General features: G+C 62.4%; 17 protein-coding genes. 6 read left to right on the forward strand and 11 right to left on the reverse strand.

Going from position 1 to position 17,683, the window contains the following annotated elements; translation table 11 throughout:
• Nucleotides 1-121 precede the first annotated feature (121 nt).
• A complete protein-coding gene (locus ACG33_RS12360) occupies nt 122-4,069 on the reverse strand; it encodes a DUF3683 domain-containing protein (RefSeq protein ID WP_066923369.1) in 3,948 nt (1,315 codons plus the stop codon).
• A gap of 140 nt (nt 4,070-4,209) precedes the next feature.
• Between ACG33_RS12360 and ACG33_RS12365 the strand changes: the two genes are divergently transcribed.
• From ACG33_RS12365 to ACG33_RS12375, 3 genes are read left to right on the forward strand one after another with little or no spacing between them, the layout of a single operon-like run.
• Nucleotides 4,210-5,706 (forward strand): Do family serine endopeptidase, encoded by a 1,497-nt coding sequence (locus tag ACG33_RS12365; protein ID WP_066921615.1) that lies wholly within the window; start codon nt 4,210-4,212, stop codon nt 5,704-5,706.
• Nucleotides 5,707-5,739: 33 nt separating this feature from the next.
• Nucleotides 5,740-6,411: a winged helix-turn-helix domain-containing protein gene (locus ACG33_RS12370; RefSeq protein WP_066921617.1), complete on the forward strand. Its 672-nt coding sequence runs from the start codon at nt 5,740-5,742 to the stop codon at nt 6,409-6,411.
• A 19-nt stretch (nt 6,412-6,430) separates the two neighbouring features.
• On the forward strand, nt 6,431-7,942 hold the full coding sequence (locus ACG33_RS12375) for a sensor histidine kinase (RefSeq protein WP_083536874.1): 1,512 nt from the start codon (nt 6,431-6,433) through the stop codon (nt 7,940-7,942).
• A gap of 11 nt (nt 7,943-7,953) precedes the next feature.
• Here the strand turns inward: ACG33_RS12375 and ACG33_RS12380 are convergent, their stop codons facing one another.
• Nucleotides 7,954-8,349, reverse strand: a complete 396-nt coding sequence (locus tag ACG33_RS12380; RefSeq protein WP_066923372.1) for a hypothetical protein — start codon at nt 8,347-8,349, stop codon at nt 7,954-7,956.
• 174 nt (nt 8,350-8,523) lie between these two features.
• Between ACG33_RS12380 and ACG33_RS12385 the strand changes: the two genes are divergently transcribed.
• Together ACG33_RS12385 and ACG33_RS12390 are read left to right on the forward strand one after the other, a co-directional pair.
• Nucleotides 8,524-8,823 carry a hypothetical protein gene (locus ACG33_RS12385; RefSeq protein WP_066921621.1) on the forward strand — a complete coding sequence of 100 codons (300 nt, stop codon included), beginning with the start codon at nt 8,524-8,526 and terminating at the stop codon, nt 8,821-8,823.
• Nucleotides 8,824-9,021: 198 nt separating this feature from the next.
• Nucleotides 9,022-9,357 (forward strand): hypothetical protein, encoded by a 336-nt coding sequence (locus ACG33_RS12390; RefSeq protein WP_066921623.1) that lies wholly within the window; start codon nt 9,022-9,024, stop codon nt 9,355-9,357.
• 8 nt (nt 9,358-9,365) lie between these two features.
• On the opposite strand, the gene ACG33_RS12395 is transcribed toward ACG33_RS12390, so the two are convergent.
• Entirely contained in the window at nt 9,366-10,088 is a 723-nt protein-coding gene (locus ACG33_RS12395; RefSeq protein ID WP_066921624.1) for a TetR/AcrR family transcriptional regulator, read from the reverse strand.
• Nucleotides 10,088-10,765, reverse strand: coding sequence for a glutathione S-transferase family protein (locus ACG33_RS12400; RefSeq protein WP_083536876.1), 678 nt, complete (start codon nt 10,763-10,765; stop codon nt 10,088-10,090). Before ACG33_RS12400 ends, ACG33_RS12395 begins: the two co-directional genes overlap by 1 nt.
• 234 nt (nt 10,766-10,999) lie before the next feature.
• Between ACG33_RS12400 and ACG33_RS12405 the strand changes: the two genes are divergently transcribed.
• Nucleotides 11,000-11,347 carry a zinc ribbon domain-containing protein YjdM gene (locus tag ACG33_RS12405; protein WP_066923375.1) on the forward strand — a complete coding sequence of 116 codons (348 nt, stop codon included), beginning with the start codon at nt 11,000-11,002 and terminating at the stop codon, nt 11,345-11,347.
• 11 nt (nt 11,348-11,358) lie between these two features.
• On the opposite strand, the gene ACG33_RS12410 is transcribed toward ACG33_RS12405, so the two are convergent.
• The 7 genes from ACG33_RS12410 to ACG33_RS12440 form a co-directional block, all read right to left on the reverse strand.
• A complete protein-coding gene (locus ACG33_RS12410; protein ID WP_066923378.1) occupies nt 11,359-12,219 on the reverse strand; it encodes an HpcH/HpaI aldolase/citrate lyase family protein in 861 nt (286 codons plus the stop codon).
• Nucleotides 12,220-12,486: 267 nt separating this feature from the next.
• Nucleotides 12,487-13,539 carry a DUF3187 family protein gene (locus ACG33_RS12420; protein ID WP_168160090.1) on the reverse strand — a complete coding sequence of 351 codons (1,053 nt, stop codon included), beginning with the start codon at nt 13,537-13,539 and terminating at the stop codon, nt 12,487-12,489.
• 160 nt (nt 13,540-13,699) lie between these two features.
• Entirely contained in the window at nt 13,700-14,401 is a 702-nt protein-coding gene (locus tag ACG33_RS16775; protein WP_237392624.1) for a class I adenylate-forming enzyme family protein, read from the reverse strand.
• On the reverse strand, nt 14,386-15,261 hold the full coding sequence (locus ACG33_RS16780) for an AMP-binding protein (protein ID WP_237392625.1): 876 nt from the start codon (nt 15,259-15,261) through the stop codon (nt 14,386-14,388). The genes ACG33_RS16775 and ACG33_RS16780 overlap by 16 nt, the downstream gene beginning before the upstream one ends.
• Before the next feature lie 9 nt (nt 15,262-15,270).
• On the reverse strand, nt 15,271-15,582 hold the full coding sequence (locus ACG33_RS12430; protein WP_066917856.1) for a hypothetical protein: 312 nt from the start codon (nt 15,580-15,582) through the stop codon (nt 15,271-15,273).
• A gap of 186 nt (nt 15,583-15,768) precedes the next feature.
• Nucleotides 15,769-16,806 carry an enoyl-CoA hydratase/isomerase family protein gene (locus tag ACG33_RS12435; protein WP_066921630.1) on the reverse strand — a complete coding sequence of 346 codons (1,038 nt, stop codon included), beginning with the start codon at nt 16,804-16,806 and terminating at the stop codon, nt 15,769-15,771.
• The gene (locus tag ACG33_RS12440) at nt 16,807-17,682 is read right to left on the reverse strand and encodes a TIGR03619 family F420-dependent LLM class oxidoreductase (RefSeq protein WP_066921632.1); all 876 of its coding nucleotides are present in this window, start codon (nt 17,680-17,682) and stop codon (nt 16,807-16,809) included.
• Between the last annotated feature and the right edge of the window lies 1 nt (nt 17,683).

Below are 17,683 nucleotides of genomic sequence, written 5' to 3' on the forward strand. Positions count from 1 at the left end.
GAGCAGCCTGCATCGCTTGTCGTCGGCCAAGCCTCGGCTTTGGCAGCCCGTCCGATCCCGCGAATAGTCCGTGTCGTTCGTCGCCGGCCCGGCGCCACGGGGCGGGCATGCCGGGCATGCCTTACACCAATACCCGCTCGATGCCGCCGGCGTTGGCCGCCTTCACATACTCCGGCAGCCAGCGCTCACCCAGCACATGCCGGGCGATCTCGATCACGATGTAGTCCGCCTCGGTAGCCGCATCGTCGTTGTAGCGTTTCAATCCCTGCATGCAGGAGGGGCAGGAGGTCAGAATCTTCACTTCCCCCTGAAACCCGTCCGCCCGCAGTTTCTGTGCTCCGGCGCGCATTTCCTCCTCCTTGCGAAAGCGCACCTGGGTAGCGACATCGGGACGGCTGATCGCAAATGTACCCGACTCCCCGCAGCAGCGCTCATTCTTTTCCACCCGGCCGTTGACCTGTTCGTTGATGAGCGTATTCACCACCTGCATGGGATCATGGGTCTTGATCGGTGTATGGCAGGGATCGTGGTACATGTAGCGCACTCCGGTGGCACCTGCCAACCGGACGCCGCGTTCCATCAGAAACTCGTGGATATCCACGATCCGACAGCCCGGAAAGATTTCCTCGAACTTGTAGTCCTGCAGCTGATCGTAGCAGGTGCCGCAACTCACCACGACGGTCCTGATGTCCAGGTAATTCAAGGTGGTCGAGACCCGATGGAACAACACCCGGTTGTCGGTGATCATTTTGTCGGCCTTGCTGAAATCACCATTGCCGCGTTGCGGATAGCCGCAACACATGTACCCCGGCGGCAACACCGTCTGTACACCGATTTGCCAGAGCATGGCCTGGGTCGCCAAGCCCACCTGTGAGAACAGGCGCTCCGAACCGCACCCGGGAAAATAGAACACGGCCTCGGATTCACTGCTGGTGCGGGCCGGATCGCGGATGATCGGCACATAGTTGCGGTCCTCGATGTCGAGCAGCGCCCGCGCCGTTCTCTTGGGCAGACCGGCGGGCATCTTCTTGTTGACAAAATGCACGACCTGCTCATGAACCGGCGGCTTGCCGGTCGTCGCCGGAGGCCGCGCCGTCTGCGGCGACGCGAACACGCTCATCGCCCGACCCGCCAGGCGCTGTGCCTTGAAACCCCACTCCAGCATCACCTTGCGCGTCAGCTTGATGGTTTCCGGATGAGTCGCATTCAGGAAAAACATCGAGGCGGCGGTCCCGGGATTGAAGCGCTTCTTGCCCATGCGGCGCAGCAGATCGCGCATCGCCATCGACACATCGCCGAAATCAATGTCGACCGGGCAAGGCTTTTCGCACTTGTGGCACAGCGTACAGTGCTCCGCCACATCCGCGAATTCATCGAAGTGTCGAATCGATACGCCGCGGCGTGTCTGCTCCTCGTACAGGAACGCCTCGATCAGCAGAGAGGTCGCCAGGATCTTGTTGCGGGGCGAGTACAGCAGGTTCGCCCGCGGCACATGGGTTGCGCATACCGGCTTGCATTTGCCGCAGCGCAAGCAATCCTTGACCGCTGCCGCAATGGAAGCGATGTCCGACTGCTGCATGATGAGCGATTCATGACCCATCAGCTTGAAGCTCGGCGTATAGGCATTGCGCAGATCGCCGCCGGGCATCAACTTGCCGCGGTTGAAATGACCATCCGGATCGATGCGATTCTTGTAGCGCCGAAAATCGGCAGTCTCCGCCGCGGACAGAAATTCCAGCTTGGTGATACCGATGCCGTGTTCGCCGGAGATGACGCCGCCGAGCGAGCGGGCGATCTGCATGATGCGCTTTACGGCACGATTGGCCTCCTGCAGCATTTCGTAGTCATCCGAGTTGACCGGAATATTGGTATGCACGTTGCCGTCGCCGGCATGCATATGCAGCGCAATCCATACGCGTCCACGCAGGACTCGCTTATGAATCGCCTCGACCGCCTCGATGACCGGGGCGAACGTACTGCCGACGAATGAACGGCGCAAATGAGCCCGCACTTCGGTTTTCCACGAGGTGCGCACGGAACGATCCTGCACCAGGTCGAATATGCGTGCCTCCGGCTCGCGCTCCAGCCGGCGCTCGAAATCCCCGCGCAACGGTTCGAAGCCCAGCGCGGCGAGAGCCGGCAACGCCTGCGCCAGCGGCGTGTCCAGGTGCTCGTACAGGTAGCGCCAGCGCGCCCGCGCCTGCTCCAGCACATGCCGCGCCTGACGCTGACGCTCACCGAGCCGCTCGTCGCGGGAGGCATGCTCCAGATCGGGATCCTCGATCTTGCCTAACGTAAGCTCCGTGCTGAAATACTCCAGCAGCTCGTCCAGCAGCTTCAGTTTGTTCTTGAAGGATAGCTCGATATTGATGCGCTCGATCGCGTCGGTGTAATCCCCCATGCGATCCAGCGGTATCACCACGTCCTCGTTGATCTTGAAGGCATTGGTGTGCTTGGCGATGGCGGCGGTGCGTGAACGGTCCAGCCAGAATTGCCGCCGCGACTCGGGGTTGACCGCTACAAAACCTTCGCCGGAACGGCTGTTCGCAATACGCACCACCTCGGAAGTGGCGCGCGCCACGGCATCCTCGTCATCCCCGACGATGTCGCCGAGCAACACCATCTTGGGTAGTGCGCCGCGCTTGGAACGGGTCGAGTAGCCGACCGCGCGCAGATAGCGTTCATCGAGATGCTCCAGTCCCGCAAGTTGTACGCCGCCGCTGCGCGCCTGCGCATCCAGGTGACTCTTGATTTCGACGATCGATGGAATCGCGTGGCGCGCATGCCCGAAGAACTCCAGGCATACGGTACGAACATGATTCGGCATGCGATGCAGCAGCCAGCGTGCGGAGGTGATCACGCCGTCGCAGCCTTCCTTCTGCACCCCCGGCAAACCGCCCAGGAACTTGTCGGTCACATCCTTGCCCAGACCGGCCTTGCGGAACCTGCGGCCCTCGATCGCCACGACACCGGTGCGCAATACGCGGGCATGCGCCGGCGCGGCGCGGCCATCCTTCCACACCAGTTCGAACTTCGCCTGATCGACCTCGTGAATCTTACCGCGATCATGCTCGAGCCGCGTCACCTCCAGCCAGTTGCCGTCCGGGTCGACCATGCGCCACCACAACAGATTATCGACGGCCGTTCCCCACAATACCGCCTTCTTGCCGCCGGCATTCATGGCCACGTTGCCGCCGATGCAGGAGGCATCCGCCGAGGTGGGATCGACCGCGAACACCAGTCCGGCACGATCCGCCGCCTCGGCAACCCTCCGGGTCACCACGCCTGCGCCCGTGAGAATGCTCGGCGCATCATCCGTCGTACCCGGCAAAGGCCGCGTTTCGACCTTGCCCAGCGCCTCGAGTTTCTCGGTATTGATCACCGCGGCCCGCGGCGTGAGCGGTACTGCGCCGCCGGTGTAGCCCGTGCCGCCGCCGCGCGGAATGATGGTCAATCCCAACTCGATGCAGCCGCGCACCAAAGCCGGAATCTCGTCCTCTCCATCGGGCGACAGCACCAGGAACGGATATTCCACGCGCCAATCGGTGGCGTCCGTGACATGCGAGACACGGGCGAATGCATCCAAGCGGATGTTGTCGGCACGCGTATGGCGCTCCAGCAGGCGGCGAGCACGCTTGCGCAAACTCGCCACTTGTTCCAGGCCGTCGGCAAAGGACTCCACGGCTTCACGCGCCGCGCGCAACAATTCACCCACCTTGCGATCGCGCTCGGCGTCGGTATCGTCGCGGCGCCGTTCGACCTCGTTGAGGCGATGCTGCAGCGCCTCGACGAGTTGGCGCCGGCGCTTGGCACTATCGACCAGGTCGTCCTGCAGATAAGGATTTCGCTGCACCACCCAGATGTCGCCCAGCGCCTCGTACAGCATGCGAGCGGAGCGGCCGGTGCGCCGTTCGCCGCGCAACTCGTTCAGCAGGTCCCAGGCCGGTTCGCCCAGCAGCCGTATAACGATCTCGCGATCCGAAAACGAGGTGTAGTTGTAGGGAATCTCGCGCAGGCGCGCGGGAATGCACGCGGCAGAAGACTCCTTCGGTGCGAGTGGCGCGGACAAATGGAGCGGCGGCAGGTTGGACACGGCGGTACCCGCAGTTCAGGGGTGGCAGCGGATTGTAATTAACTCTCCGTAATATTCGCGAACTCCGGCTTCCAGAGACCGTCATAATCATGTCTTCGACCTAGGAGTCCATGCATATGGTTGCGAATTGGTTGCGTGTCGGCATCGTATCGATCGCCGTAGGCATGGCCTCGGTCGCCTGTTCCGGAAACCTCGATTCGCGCGCCGCCACGCCGCCGGTCGGCGTCACGGCCGGCGGGGCGGGAGCTTCTGCGGGGAATGCCCAGGAACCGATGCGGGGCGCCGTCTCGTCCACCCTGCCGGATTTCGCCTCCCTGGTGGACCAGTACGGGCCGGCAGTCGTCAATATTACGGTCATCGGCGAGCGCCGGGACGTGGCCGACACCATCGATCTGCCGGGTCTCTCTCCCAACGATCCCTTGTACGAATTCTTTCGGCGTTTCAGGCGTCCCCTGCCTCGCGGCGGCGAGCTGCCGCCTTCGCGCGGAGAAGGTTCCGGCTTCATCGTCAGCGCCGACGGCTACATCCTGACGAATGCTCACGTCGTGGACACTGCCGCCGAAGTGACCGTCAAGACGATCGATCGGCGTGAATACACGGCCAAGGTCATCGGCGCGGATTCGGCCACCGATGTCGCGGTATTGAAAATCGATGCCGACAACCTGCCTACGGTACGCATCGGTAATCCCGAGGAACTGCGGCCCGGACAGTGGGTCATCGCCATCGGCTCTCCGTTCGGCTTCGAAAACAGCGTCACCGCGGGTATCGTCAGCGCGACTTCGCGCTCCATGCCCGGCAGCAACTACACGCCTTTCATCCAGACCGACGTCGCTGTCAATCCCGGCAATTCCGGCGGCCCCCTGTTCAATCTCAAGGGTGAGGTCGTCGGCATCAACTCCCAGATCTATAGCGGTACCGGCGGATATATGGGCCTGTCTTTCGCCATTCCGATCGACGTTGCCAACCAGGTGCGCGAACAGTTGGTCAGCACCGGCAAGGTGATCCGCAGCCGTATCGGCGTGTCCATCCAGGACGTCAACGCACAACTCGCCGATTCCTTCGGGCTGGACCGGCCGCGAGGCGCTCTGGTCGGCATGGTCGAAGACGGCGGCCCGGGCGCCAAGGCCGGCATCGAGGCGGGCGACGTGATCCTGAAGGTCGGCGATACAGCGATCGACCGCTCTTCCCAGGTTCCCGGGTTGATCGCCAACACCCGGCCCGGCAGCGCGGTACGGATCGAAGTCTGGCGCGACGGACGTATCAAGCGTCTCACGGTGCATCCCGAACAGATGCAGGCGGAAGCAACCCGTAGCGCGGCAAATCGGGAAGACAGCGACGATGAGGCAGTGCGCCTGGGACTGGCCATACGCACCCTGACGCCCGAGGAGCAGCGCCGCAGCGGCACTCAGGGCGCTTTGCTGGTCGAGGATGTCGAGGGCCCTTCGGCGCAAGCCGGTGTGCGGCCCGGCGATATCATCCTGGGCGTCAACGGCAAGACCGTGAAATCGCTCGATGAATTGCGCCAGGCAGCCAAGCAGCGCAAGGGCAAGATCGTTGCGCTGCTGATCCAGCGTCAGGATGCGCAGATCTTTCTACCGGTGCGCATCGGCTGATACCCGCAAGAGGCTGCCTGGAAAACGAACCGCATGCGACTGCTTTTGATCGAAGACGACCTGCAAGCCGCCGAGTATCTGGCCAAGGGGCTGCGTGAGAACGGCTATCGGATCGACCACAGCCCCGACGGACGCGACGGCCTGGCGAAGGCGCTTGCCGGGGGTTACGACATCATCATCGCCGATCGGCAGCTGCCGCATCTCGATGGCCTGGAAATCATCGCCGCGCTGCGCCGGCGCAACGATCACACTCCCGTGCTCATCCTGTCCGCGCTTGGCACGGTGGATGACCGTGTACATGGACTGCAGGCCGGCGGCGACGACTACTTGACCAAGCCCTTCGCCTTTGCCGAGCTGCTGGCACGCATCGAGGCGCTCAATCGCCGCAGCACCGCCTCGGCCGAGACCACCCGGCTGAAAGTCGCCGATCTGGAGCTGGATCTCCTGGCGCGCCGCGTGAACCGTGCCGGCCGCACGATCGAGTTGACCACCAAGGAATTTCAGCTGCTGGAATACCTGATGCGTCGCGCCGGGCAGGTGGTGACGCGCACCATGCTGCTGGAAGGGGTGTGGAACCTGCATTTCGACCCCCAGACGAATATCACCGATGTGCATATGAGCCGCCTGCGCAACGCCATCGACAGGGGATTTTCCAAGGCACTCATTCACACGGTGCGCGGTGCAGGGTATGTTCTGAGGGAATGAGTTCCCCACGACGCCCCGCATGACGGATCCTGGCCCTACCACGGCAGGGCACACGGATACCGGCCGCAGAAAATCCTCTCCGGCCGCATCCGGGCGTATGGAAGCGGGGCACGTCCACGCGCAGGGTTCACGCCTGGAACCGGCGCCGCGATTGCGCATTCGTCTGTCATCCTCGCGGCTTGCATTGCTGCTGATCCTCGTGTTCGCAGCCGGCGTCGCCCTGATCCTGACCTCGGTCTATTATCTCACCGCACGGGTACTGGATCGCGAAGTCGATGCAGTCATCAGTTCGGAAGTGGGTCACTTGGTGGATGACTATTCACGCGGCGGCCTGCTGCAGCTGGTATCGACTCTGCGCCGGCGCACCGACAGCTGGGGCCGTTTCGGCGCCGTCTATCTGCTGACCGAGGCCAACGGCTATCCGATCGCCGGGAACCTGGCGCGCTGGCCGACGGAGGTCCGGATCTACGACGAATGGATCGAATTCGAGATCGATGCAAGCGAAGCAGGCGGCATCATCGCGCATCCGGTACGCGCACAGCGTTTTGTGCTGCCGAGCGGCCGGCGGCTGCTGGTGGGCACGGATATCCTGGAACGCCGGCGGCTCGCCTCGCGGCTGCGCACGGCGATGTATTGGGGTATCGGCTCGATCGTGCTGTTGGCAGCCGCTTTCGGCATCGCCTACAGCCGGGGTATTCGCCGCCGACTAGGCGCTTTTGCGGCAACCTGTGAATCGATCATGGCGGGCGACTTGTCGCAGCGCCTGCCGATGCGGACTGCTCATGACGAGTTCGATGCACTGGCTGCCGCAGTCAACCGCATGCTCGAGCGTATCGAACAGCAGACGCGTGTCCTGCGCACCACGTTCGACAGTGCCGCGCACGATCTGCGCGGTCCCCTGTACCGCGCTCGAGTACGCATCGAGGAAACGCTCCGGCATCCCGATCTCGCCGACGGTTCACGTGAGACCATGGAAGCGACGCTCGCGGAACTGGAGCGCGTGCAGCGCATACTGGGTACCTTGCTGCAGATCGCCCAGGCCGACGGCAGTGCGCATGAACTGCCCACCCAGGATGTGGACCTGGCGCGGCTGGCACGGGAACTGGTGGATCTCTACACCCCGGAGGCCGGCGAGCGCGGCATCACGCTGACGTATTCCGGCACCGGGACCGCAGCCATCCGCGGCAACGGCCAGCTGCTGGCACAGGCGCTCGTGAACCTGATCGAAAACGCGATCAAATATGTTCCGGCAGGTGGACACATCGAAGTCGGCATCGCCCACGAACCCAACGGCCTGCTGCTGAGCGTGGCGGATGACGGACCGGGCATTCCGGCAGCGGATCGTCAACGCATCCTGCAACCGTTCGTTCGCCTGGAACGCGATCGCGATCAGGTCGGCAGCGGCCTGGGTCTGAGCCTGGTGGCCGCAGTGATGCGCATGCACCTGGCCAGCATGGAATTGCTGGACAACCGGCCGGGTTTGCGGGTGCAATGCCGTCTTCCGGCAGCCGCTCCCGAAGTATGTTCTTGAGGAGATCCGGATCAGGGGATCTGGATCTTGCCGCCGCCCCCCAGACCGCCGGCACCCAGATTCGGCATGCCGCCCTGCGGAACCACCAGCTGGGAGGCCTGCTGACGGCGCAATTCCTGAATCTGCTGCACCGTGCGTTCGATTCCCGCAGCCGCAGCACCGGCGAAGCCGGCAACCGCCGCATCGAGCGTGGCGCCGGGAATCTCGAAGCTGATCGGCACCGGCCCCATGTTGGTCATGATCTCGGCCTGGCCCAGAAACAGCACCGGACGATCGGCATCCACGCTGCCGTCGCTCTTGACGGGCGTGAGCCGGCGGATCGTGCCCACCTTCCTATCGGTAAAAGTATCTTCCTGATACAGGGCTCCCGCATCCATTTGGGGGTCCAGGGTCTGTTCGTCGGCCATCGATCGCTCCAGCGGAATGTCCGGCACAGTAGACCAGCCCGATGGCATATCTTCAAGACGGTTTGCGAACGATGCCCGGGCGACCGGAGCAAAAGATCCGTTCGGATCGGAACAGGGTTCCGGAGGGACTCGGGACGGGTACAATGCGACATGTGTTGAGCACCGGCCAGGACCATGCAGGAAACCGATAACCCATTCAGCGAAGCCTTCGGTAAGGCCGTGGATCTGGCCAACAGGATTGCCGATACCGACGATAAGGCCGATATCTGGGATATCGCCGATGGGTTGATGGCCGGCGCCGTCCAGTATTGGCTGTACTCACGCCAACCCTGTCCCGACCCGGAATGCGAGGAATGTACACCGATCAGCACGGCCGAAAGCCGACTGGAAGAACTGCGTAAGCTGATATACCAGTTCGCGCGGGAGAGCGAGTATTACCACGCCCCCACCGATCGCAACGTCGGCCGCGCCTGAAATACACGGCTGAAGCGCCTGGGCGGAATCCATACCGACCCGATCCGCCGGCGAACCGCGGCAAAACCGCCGAATGCGCCCCGTCCGCACGGAAGACGAAGGCAATCTGGGATCCAGCGCACACCACCGCCGATGTGATGCCGTCCACACTGTCATCGCCTGTTCTGTGGACTCGCCCCAAGGAGGCCGGAATTGGGAATGCTGAAAAATCTCAAGCTGCGCCATCGCGCCTATGCGTGTACCTACAATTCATTTCGCTTTGCGGCACGCCTGCGGGGTGATCTGAGCGAATTCGCTCCATCGATCGCCGAAACGCTGGAAAGCGTCGGTGACGAACTGGCCGCCCTGGCGCGTGACAACTGTCCGGATGAGAAGGAACGCCGGCAACTGATCGACGGACTGGAAGGCGCCCTGCGGGCCCTGGGTCTATCCGATACGGCGCAGGTTCATATCGTCTCGCAGCTGGCGCCGCGCATCATGGCGGGCGAACCCGCCAGCGCCGGCAAGGAGGCCTGGACGCGTATCGCGGTCTGATTCGGCGTTTACTGTTCGCCAAATATCTCGCGCGCGCGTCGCGAACCGTCCGCTGAACCAGTCCCGGCTGAGACTGCGGCGGACAGCAAGGCGACGACGGCGTCTTCCAGATTGGCGACGAACAGCCGGATGTCGACCGTCGCACGACGTTCGCCGGCCGCATCCAGCAGACGCGAGTAATCGTCGAGGCCGTGAAAGACCAGCACCGCGGCGAGCATCCCGCGGTTGCGAGCCACCGGTCCCGGCACCGCGGCGGCGCGCAGCGCGCGCTGCAACGCACGGGTGAAGCGATCGGCGTGCGCCAGGCGCATCGTCGAAGCGGGTACGCCCCGCACCGAAAGCGTATGCAGCGCAATGAGCTGCGCATTGATGCGAATGAACTCCCGACCGCCGTCGGCATCATGAAGCTTCGCGGCCACCGGCCGCACCAGGGCTTCGGCCAGCGGGCGCAGCCACCGCCTGGACGGTGAACCCTGCAGCCGCCCGAGCATGACCTCGCGCGCAGCGGCGATCCCAGGCACATGCTTGTCGAGGATCGCCTGCAGGAGACCCTGTTTATCACCAAAGTGATACTGGCAGACGTTACTGTTGCGTTGAGCAGCTGCCTTGCTGATCTCGTTGAGCGAGACACCCTCGATGCTACGCTCGGCGAACAGTCGCTCAGCGACACTGATGAGCTTGGCACGCGTCGCGACGCTGCGCCGTGTCGGAACCGCGTCGAGAGCCTGCATCAGCACATCGTGCCGAAGCGGCCGTCCATTGCCGATGTCTGCCCCGCCACGCGTCCCGCTGCGGCGGCATGCTGCTCGTTGGCCGCGATATGTCCAGGCTGTTGCCGAACCCGCTGCAGCCAGGCAACGACCGCAGGATAGGCCGACAGCTCGAAACCTCCTTCAGGCGCTGCATGCGTGTAGGCATAAAGCGCGATATCCGCGATGGAATATTGCTCACCGACGAAGAATGTATGTGATTGCAAATGCGCATTCATGACTGCCAGCGCCTGATTGCCCGCCGTCTGCTTTTGTCGCAGCAACTCCATATTGAAGGGAGTTTTCTCCATGCCTTTGACCGTCAACCAGAACCTGGCCGTTGCGATGTTCGGCTCGTGACTGTATTGCTCGAAGAACATCCACTGCAACACCTGCGACTGCTCCAGCAACCCGTTCGGCCAATAGTGCGTCCCTTGAGACAGGAAATGGAGAATGGCATTCGATTCGGGCAGGCGCGTTCCGTCATCCAGCTCCAGGACTGGTATACGCCCATTATGATTTTTGGCGAGAAATTCCCTGGTTCGGGTCTCGCCCTGCAAAATATCGACAAAAACGTATTGATACGGCAAGGCAAGATGCGCAAGCAACAACCTTACCTTGTAGCCGTTACCTGATCTTGGATCGTCGTAAAGCTTCATTGCCATGCACCGCTGCTCGTCGTCATGGTAGCGCGCCGCCAGTCTCGATTGTCAACCCGGATGATGGTCGCATCAGCCTCGGGATCAGCCTCGGAAACGACGCGTCCGCAAGGCCCCGCTCTCACCGGCACCTGTCATTTCATATACCAGCAGCCGCCGGCGGCTGCCAAGCATGCTGCCTGGAAGTCCACGGAATGGGCCTGTTATCATATCGCCTGGCGATTTGGAGAGATGATGTCATCGAGCAGCTTGCCCAGGTGTCCGCAGTGCACCTCGGAATTTACCTACGAGGATGGAAATCTATACATTTGCCCAGAATGCGCGCATGGATGGAGCAAGGATGCCTCAGCTGAGGAAGCCGAATCAAAGCAGGCGATACGCGATGCGGTCGGCAACGAACTTCAGGATGACGACACCGTCACCGTCATCAAGGATCTCAAGGTGAAGGGTTCATCCCTGGTCGTGAAGATGGGCACCAAGGTGAAGAATATCCGCCTGGTCGCAGGCGATCACGATATCGACTGCAAAATCGACGGTATCGGCGCCATGCAGCTGAAATCGCAGTTTGTGAAGAAGGCGTAGAGCAGATTCGCTCAGGAACCATCCTTTGTCTTCATCGCGAGAACCCGGCGCGCGGCTTTCAAGTGCGGTATATCGATCATTTTCCCCTCGATACTGAGCGCACCTGCTCCCGGGTTGTTTTCGAATAGTTCCACCACGGCCCGCGCTGCCGCAATCTGCGCATCGGTGGGCGTAAAGGCAGCATTGATGATTTCGATCTGTGACGGATGAATCGCCATCATGCCGGTGAAGCCGTCCCTGCGGCCGCGTTGCGCATAAGCGGCCAGACCCTCCGGATCGCGAAAAGCCGGATAGACTGTTTCTATCGCTGCTACTCCCGCCGCATGGGCCGCAAACAAGGTCAGGGAACGAGCCAACTCGTAGGGTGCTGAATATCGGCCATCCTCTTGTCGCGCGGAGATTGCGCCGATCGACGCCGGTAGATCTTCCGCACCCCAGGTAAGACCACACAGCCGGGTGCTGCTGCCTCTATAGGAGCCAAGGGAAAATATGGCGCTGGGAGTTTCGGCGGTGATCGGCAAGATCATGCCGTCCGTCCACCCCAGCGAGGTCAATCTTGCATCCAGCGCCGCGACACTGGCGCCCCCTTCCGCCTTGGGCAGCATGATTCCATCCGGCCGCGCGTCGCAGAGCGCCTCGAGATCCTCGTCGACGAGACCGCTGTCCAGCGGATTGACGCGGACGAAAAGGCATGTCGTACTGCCTTCGACGTCTTTCAAGAATGCATGAACGGCACGGCGCGCGGCCGGCTTGGCCTCGAGCACCACCGAATCTTCCAGATCCAGGATCAAGGCATCCGCGCCGCAGGTGAGCGCCTTTCGCATCCGGTCGGGGCGATCGCCCGGCACGAACAGCAATGAACGTAGTTGCATCATTACGGACTTCGATTCAATTGATCCGCTCGGAGACATTCGTGGATCGTTTCACTTTTCTGATTCAATAGTTCGTGTCGGCACATGACGATGCCTGCCTGGAGGCGCGATCCGCCGATCTTGACCACCACCGCTTCCGTGTCGGCGTGCAAGGTGTCGCCGATGAATACCGGCCTGAGCCTGACCACTTTATCATAGCCGGGATCGGCAACGAGCCTTGTGCCGGGGTCGATCGGTCCCGGCGATGAGGCGATAATTTTTCGACGCCTAATCGACGCTCCTTTCGGGAGAGAATGTCCAGCCCAGCTGAAAGCCGATGTCGGGCGTATTATTGAGATTCTGCAGATTCTCCGTGATCGCAAAGCGGAAGGCGTGTCTGCCTCTGCGATGGAAAAATCCCAGGCTCAGTTGATACTTGGTGGCCAGCAGTTCATACAGATCAGTTTCGTTGCGATCGTATACGCTGGGACTGATATAGCCCTGCAGAATTGCATTGGTTCGCTGCGTCAGGCGTCGCTCATAACCCAGCACCAAGGTGGGTACGATTTGTGCGTCGGATGGCATGAATCCACCGGCGCCCGCATAGTACACGGCGGCGGCATTCACATAGATCGCTTGAGATTTTGAAAAGCGCTGTACCGCCGCCTGCACGCCGACATCGGTACGTCCCGTGGACAGGATCGTACGATGACCGTTCAGCGGAAGCTTGGCGGCCGCCTCCAGGATCAGTTTCCACTTCTCCGGCAGGCTCACGCCCGAGTAACGTACACCGATCGTCGGATCCAGCAGTCCGCCGCTCGTTGGCATGCCGGATGAGACGTATTGCGTCGACTTCAGGTTCAGCAATATGTTGGCATCATTGCGCGATACTGCATGCCGCCCGAAGCTGCTGAAGCCGAACGTATCGTGAAACCCCTCGATCGCGCTATCGAGAAATCCACCGCCATACGCTGCACCGCTCAAAATCAGGTAAGCGCTCCAATCTGCAGTGAACTGATAATGTAGAGTGACATCGAGCTGTGCCAGCTCTTGATCCACCAGGTAATTATCGCCAGGCAGATCCAGCATCGCCTGATACTCGGCAGGACCCAGCGTACGGCGCCCCGGCAAGCCGACGAGATAACGTTCCACCTCGGGACTCAGCGCCCAGGTATTTTGATACGCCAACTCGGCCTCCATCGCCCATGAGCCAGGCGCCAGGGAGCCTGCGTACGCCGGACGCATATCCAGGCGCAGATATCCGAAGGGCGTCAAGTCGCGCGCCCGCAGCAAGCCGAAGTACCCATCTCCGCCGGCCGCAAATGCAGGCGCTTGGATCATCGAAACGAGGAGTATGAGAACAAGACTGTGACGTAGCATGCTGCTCATTTGCGTACTGTAGCCGCGCATGAGCAGCGCCCGCCAGATCGATTTTGCAACCATCTGCCTGCCCGCGGATCGAGGCCGCTCAGTCGTCTGCTCAGCCAGGTCGTCAGATCGGCTAGGTCGTCAGATCGGCGAACTGCTGCTTGAGCACCCGCCGCAGCACCTTGCCCATCTCATTGTAGGGCAGCTCATCCAGGTAACGGATCTCACTGGGAACGCGCGAGGAACGCAGCCGCCGGCGCACCCACTCCTGCAGCTCCGCCGGCGTCGCCTTCGCGCCCGCCTTCAGCACCACTGCCGCCCCGACCCCCTCGCCCCATTGACGATCCGGTACCGCCACCACCGCCGCATCGCGCAGCGCCGGATGCTCCTGCAGCACCTCCTCGATCTCCCCGGGGGAGATATTCTCCCCGCCGCGCACGATCACATCATCCGCCCGGCCCTCAAGGTACACATACCCGAAGCCATCCACATGGCCGCGATCGCGCGTGGCGAACCACCCCTGCGCATTGAGCTGACTGCCCTGCTCCAGATACTCCCCGGAGACCTGCTCGCCGCGCACATAGATCTCCCCGGACTGCCCCGCTCCAAGCAGCTGGCCGTCCTCATCGCGCACCTGCAGCTCCACCGTCGGCACCGGCTTGCCCACCGAGGCCAGACGCCGGCGAATCTGCGGATCCTGGCTCTCAAAGCCACTGCGATGATCCTCAGGGCCCAGCAGACAGATCGTCGAGCTCGTCTCGGTCAGCCCGTACGCATTGGTGAAGTCCACCCCCGGGAAATACCCCATCGCCTGCTCGATCACCGCCAGCGGCATCTTGCCCCCCCCCCATAGGCGATCGCCCGCAAGGAGGGCACCTCGGCCGTCGCACACCCCGCCTGCTGCAGATGATCCACGATGCGCGAGAGCATCGTGGGCACCACGAACGCATTACTGATCCGCTGCGAGCGGCACAGCTGCAGCCAGCCGGCGGCATCGAAGTTCGCCATCTGCACCATGCGCCGGCCCGCATACGTGGAGCTCAAGATCGCCGAGATACCCGCGATGTGGTACGGCGGCACCGAGATCAGGATCGCATCCGTCTCGCTCGCACAGCCAAACTCCACCGTGCCCAGCACATAGGACATCAGGTTCTGATGACGCAGCACCGCCGCCTTGGGCCGCCCCGTGGTGCCGCTGGTGAACAGCTGAATGGCGGTATCCTCACCCTGGCCCGGGGCCGCCAGATCTTCCGCTACCGCTGGTGATGCCCCTTGTGATGCCCCTGGTGATGCCGAGGCCTCGATCGCCCCCAGGCTCAGGCGCAAAAACTCCTCCCGCCGCAGCACCTCGATCCCCGCCGGCAAGCGCAGCGTGCTCAGCAGCGGCTCATCGCTCAGCAGCACCGCCGGGGCAATACGCTGCAGCTGCTCCTGCAGCTCGGGCGCGGTGAGCCGGTAGTTCAGCGGCACATACACCGCCCCGGCATACGCCGCGGCGAACAGCGCAATCGGCACCGCCGGGCTGTTGGTGTCCAGCACCCCAAAGTACTTCACCCCCGCCGCGGCGATGCGCCGCGAGCCTGCCTGCGCGCCCGCCAGCAGCTGCCCGTACGTCAGATGCGTCTCCCCGCAGCTCACCGCAATGCGCTGCGCATGGCACTGCGCCGCCATCTCCAGCGCCATGACCAGATTCATCGCTTGATCCTAATCCGAAGAGGGCAGCGGCTTGGCCTGCTTCACCGTCAAGGCCTCACCCCCAAGCCCCAGCGCACCCTTGCCCGCCTTCGTGCACAGCAGCTCCAGCGTATCGCCCGCATCCACATAACGCTTGCCCACCAGCGCCATCTCCCCCGCCTCAGCCGCCACATGCTCACCGACCCTCTTGGGCGCATCCATCGCCACCATCTCCACCCCTCCGCAGCTCAGCACCACCTCCTCGGCCGGCGAGCGCACCACCATCACTTCCGTATCGCATACCGCGCATTTCACGCGTGTGCCTGCCTTCAACAGCCTCATGTGTATTCCCGTCGCTTTAATTCAGGCATTGGTGCCTTGATCTTTCACCGCACAGCCTAGCTGCTGCGGCGGATATGAATTCTTAACTATGACCGCCGATATTACACCATTCATCGCCCACCCAGACTACAACTCGTTGCTGCAACCACCCATGCTTCCGCCCGGCGGTGAGTTCCCGATCGAGTCTTAAGGGAGCGATCGATCCTCGATGCTGTCGATCAATCCCCAGGCCAGTGCCGTCGATGCATCGATGCGCTCGGCCGATAAACCCATATAGGCAGCGCGCTGACGACCGATGCGGCGCGGAATGCTGACACAGCCGCCGGCGCCGGGAACCAGTCCAAGACGAATTTCAGGAAGCTGGAAAAACGCGTCAGGTGTCGCGCGTACATATCGGCCGAAAGCAGGCAGTTCCGCGCCGGCACCGACACAGGCCCCGTGCACATGAAATTCGACCCGCTCGGCACACTGGAGCAGCACTGCCGCCGGCAGCCGCAGACTGCGTATCGCATGCGCTGTCGCTGTATCAGGCCGCGTACCGAATTCATCGAGGTCGCCGCCGGCACTGAAACTTTTTCCGTTGCCCGCCAGCCGCGCCTTCTTGATCGACGGATCGGCAACCACGAGTTGCAGCGCCTCGCAAAGTCCATCGCGCATCTCCACCGACATCGAATTACGGCGGGACGGGCGATTCAACCGGATCTCGAAATTTTCGCCCTGGCGCTCCATCAGTACGGGCGGCCCTGGATCATTGGCCCTTGCGCCGGTGCGCGGCGCCCGCTCATCCAGCCAGCGGCGAAACTCCGGACCGCCCTGGAGCACGGCATAGGCCAGCGACTCGACCACAAGCGCCTGCTCGGCGGCCATGTGCTCGGTGACCCGCAACACTTGCACGAACGTCATGGCGGCCAGCGGAGAGCGCCGTATATTTTCCAGGGTGGCACCCAGCAACGCCGCATCCGGCACGACCATGTCGCAAGCCTGCTGCACAATCTCATGCACCCCCTGTTCGGCGATGGCAACGACCGGGCACGACAATCTGCGCAGCCAGCCGGCAATGAACGCCTCCTCGTCTATGCTCAGTCCAGGTGCAGACTCGTCCAGGTGCAGGAGCAGACAAGGAAATTCGGCAAATGGCGAAGCGGCATCGGCCTCCGGCAAGCGCGCCAGCGCCGCCAGTTCGCTCAAGCCGATCGCCTCGGTGGTCAGCGATGCGATATTCATTCAAACCTTGGAAATCAGCTCCTCGGCGACCCGTTCGAGTTCCGCGCGCTTCTGCGCCAGCGTCGTATTCGGGCCGAGGGTGAAGGCGAACGGAAAGACCGTGTAGCCGGTCGCGCCGGCATCTTCGAGACGGCGTATATCAGCCGGAGTCATCGGTCTTTCGTCCCAGATCGCCACGATCGAGTCGAACGGCTTGTTGTAGGTGCCGTACTCCTTGCGCAACTTTTCGAGTGTCCGCAGCGTGTCGAGCGCCTGTTCGAGCGTCTGCCCGGGAGCAACCCAGCCGTCCCCGAGGAGGGCGGCGCGTCTGAGTGCCGGCTCGCTGATGCCGCCGATCAGGATCGGAACCGGAGCGGGCGGAGCCGGAGTCATGATGACGCGTGGAAAGTTGAAAAACCGTCCGTGATGTTCGACGAATTTTCCGGTCTGCAACTTGCGGATGACCTCGATGCACTCGTCATAACGCTTGCCGCGAGTATGAAAGTCGACACCCATCATGTCGAATTCCTCCTTCATCCAGCCGGCGCCGGTACCCAGATGCAAGCGTCCCTTGGAGAAATATCCCAAGCTGCCGGTCGCCTTTGCGACCTCGATCGGATGGCGCAGCGGCAAAATATAAATACTGGTGCAAAAGTGCAGCTTCTGCGTCACCGCCGCCAGCCCGCCGACCAGTGTCCAGGGATCGGGCCACAGCGTTTCATCCGTAAATTGCGGCGGCTTGTGATCAGCCGAATATAGGTATTTCGACTCCTGCTTCTCCGGATGCACGAGATGATCCGGAACGATGAACCCATGGAACCCTATGCTCTCACAGGCCTTCGCCACATCGAATAGCTGGTCACCTTCACACAAAAACGACGATTGCCAGAATTGCATT

Source organism: Steroidobacter denitrificans (assembly GCF_001579945.1).
GTDB classification, from domain to species: Bacteria; Pseudomonadota; Gammaproteobacteria; order Steroidobacterales; family Steroidobacteraceae; genus Steroidobacter; species Steroidobacter denitrificans.